This is a genomic window from Actinomycetota bacterium (assembly GCA_035536535.1).
Taxonomy (GTDB): domain Bacteria; phylum Actinomycetota; class JAICYB01; order JAICYB01; family JAICYB01; genus DATLNZ01.
The window spans coordinates 1-2,403 of the sequence record DATLNZ010000112.1; the positions used below are offsets into that span (position 1 = coordinate 1).

4 protein-coding genes are annotated in these 2,403 nt (G+C 68.5%); 3 read left to right on the top strand and 1 reads right to left on the bottom strand.

The features are described 5' to 3' along the window. Nucleotides 1–62: 62 nt before the first annotated feature. From VNE62_07595 to VNE62_07605, 3 genes are all read left to right on the top strand, one after another. A complete protein-coding gene (locus tag VNE62_07595) occupies nt 63–482 on the top strand; it encodes a hypothetical protein (protein HVE92148.1) in 420 nt (139 codons plus the stop codon). A gap of 90 nt (nt 483–572) precedes the next feature. Next, complete coding sequence (locus VNE62_07600) at nt 573–902, top strand: hypothetical protein (GenBank protein HVE92149.1); 330 nt, start codon at nt 573–575, stop codon at nt 900–902. Nucleotides 903–969: 67 nt separating this feature from the next. Then, entirely contained in the window at nt 970–1,713 is a 744-nt protein-coding gene (locus VNE62_07605) for a cupredoxin domain-containing protein (GenBank protein ID HVE92150.1), read from the top strand. A 5-nt stretch (nt 1,714–1,718) separates the two neighbouring features. Here VNE62_07605 and VNE62_07610 read toward each other — a convergent pair. Next, a partial coding sequence (locus VNE62_07610) for a hypothetical protein (protein ID HVE92151.1) occupies nt 1,719–2,403 on the bottom strand: 685 nt, incomplete at its 5' end.

Here is a 2,403-nt window from a genome sequence, read left to right on the forward strand (position 1 = left end):
TCGTTCCGTCACCACCCGAGGGAGTCGGACATCATCCACCCCCACGACAAGCCGGCTCAGCAGTGAGACGCAGCGCTGCCGACATAGCGGCGGCCGCCGCAGTCGCCGCTGTCGTGAGCGGCGTCCCTTCGACCGTGTACGCGATCGCCACCGGACGTCCCGTGTTGGAGGCGACCCAAGCAGCCGGCTCCATGGTGCTGCCGCGGGAGACGCGTCAGGCGGTGCTGGTGGCGGCCGCGGCGCCTCTGCATGTGGCGCTGTCCGCGTTCTGGGCAACCGTCCTCGCCGCCTCACTCCCCCGCCGCCGGCCCGTCCTGTGGGGGGCCGTCGGCGGCACCGCGATCGCCGCTCTCGACCTGGGCGTCATCGGACGCCGGTTTCCGCGAATCCGCGCCCTGCCCGCGGGGGCCCAGATCGCGGACCACGTGGTCTTCGGGGCGGCCGTCGCCACGGTGCTCGCCAGACGCTCGCGCCGACGCTGATGGATCACGCACGGGACCGTCTCGAGAGTGCCAAAGGACGCAGACGCCCGGGACGTCCGGTTGTAGATTCGGGCACACAAGGAGGGCGGGATGAGAGTCAGGACGCTGGTAGCTTCGGCGGTGGTCATGCTGGCAATCATCGGCGGGGGCCGCGCATCCGCTCACCACAGGCCGGACCACGGGCCGGCCGCTACCCCCACCCCGGCGCCCACCCCCACGGCAACCCCGGCTCCCACACCAACACCGACGCCGCTACCAACGCTCCCGCCTCGAGCGACTCCGACAGTGCCCAGCCCGGACCCGCTGACGTACGACCCGCTCAACGCATGCGTCTTCGGCCAGGACCCCGGCTACGGACACAACTGGCCTGTCAACTGGCGCTGCATTGTCGCGTACACCCAGGCGTGGCTGAGCCGCTGACGTAGCCGGTCTTCTCGCTCCCACGATCACATAGGCCTCGCCGGCTCGGCTGTAGTCTGACGGGGCCATGCGGGCCACACCGCTCTCCATCCGACTGATGGCTTGGGGACTGGCGATCGTGACAGCCGGTTCTCTCGTATCGCTGCTCGGCGAGGGGCAGGGGATCATCCTGACCCCCGTGCTGCTGGTGATTGCGATCGCGATCTTCTTTGGAGCCCGTCGGCGGTCGAACGTGGCCCTCCTGCTCGTCTTGTTGCTGTCGCTTCTTCCGATCCTGGGCGGGGTGTCGGAGTCCTCGTTCGCGCTGGGGACGATCTACTCATTTCCGCACTTCCTACCGGGGCTGTACTTCCTGGTGGGCTCCCTGATGATGATCGCCGGATCGGTCACGGCAGTGCGCCGGGACGCGACGGAGTCCGGGCCCGACCGCAGGCCCTGGCACAAGGCGCTTGCCGCAGCGGTGGTTGCCGTCTTGGCCATGCCAACCGCCGTGTCGGTGGCCTGGACGCTGCTGACGCCGTCGGAGGTGCCCCTGAGGGACAGGGTTGGCGCCCTGCCGCTGGTAATGGGGGACGACTACTTCCGTCCGGGTGAACTACAGGTTGAGGCCGGGGACACGGCGCGGGTCTACGTCCGAAACGTCGGACAGGCGACGCACACCCTGACGATCGACGAGCTGGACGTGGACTGGGTGATCATCCCCGGCAGGGAGCGGATCATCGAAATCCGCTCCCCGGGGGCCGGTTCATACCGCTACTACTGCCGCGTCAGCGGCCACGAGGACCAGCGGGGCACGCTGCAGTCCCGATAACCGCGCTACGGGCCGGGAGGAGGAAACGGACAGATCGGGGAGATTGCCGTGCTGCTCGCGGTCGAGGAGTTGTTCGTCCCATTCGGGTCGGTTCCGCCCTGGATCGCCACGGTCGCGGTATTGGTGATCGGGACGGCGATCGGAACAATAATCGTGCACTGGACGGGCACCGTGGCTGTGAACGTGGCGGTGACCCCGGGCCCCAGTGGCGCCGTGGAGGTGCACGTGCTTCCAGTACAGGTGAAGCTCGGATCTCCTGGCGTCAGCGTCGCTCCCGGGTCTGACAGTGTGGCGTTAGCAGGGTCCGGACCGTCATTGGTCACGGTGATCGTGAACGTGTTCCCGATGCCCGCGGGGGGTGGCGTCTTCGTCACCCGCAGGTCTGCCACCGCAGGCTCTGGAGGCTGCGGTGGTTCGGAGCCTCCGCCTCCCGGGCGGTGGAACACGAACGGCCCGGACCGGGCGCTGTCGATGATGTTGCTCACGTCCACGTCGCCGGACTCGCACTCGGAGTCTTCGGAGATGTTGCTCGAGCGGATGTCGACGTTTCCTCCCACTACGCCGAAGACCTGGCCCCCTGCCACGCAGTCGCCTGAGCGGGCGTCGATCTCCTGGTCGATGTCCAAGTCGTTGTCACCGTCGTGGACGATGTCGGCGGTGATGGGGCCCCGGCGGTCCAGGTCCACGTGG

Excerpts from the sequence above, each read along its gene's own strand:
- VNE62_07600 (HVE92149.1), top strand. The coding sequence starts at position 573 with ATGAGAGTCAGGACGCTGGTAGCTTCGGCGGTGGTCATGCTGGCAATC.
- VNE62_07605 (HVE92150.1), top strand. The coding sequence starts at position 970 with ATGCGGGCCACACCGCTCTCCATCCGACTGATGGCTTGGGGACTGGCG.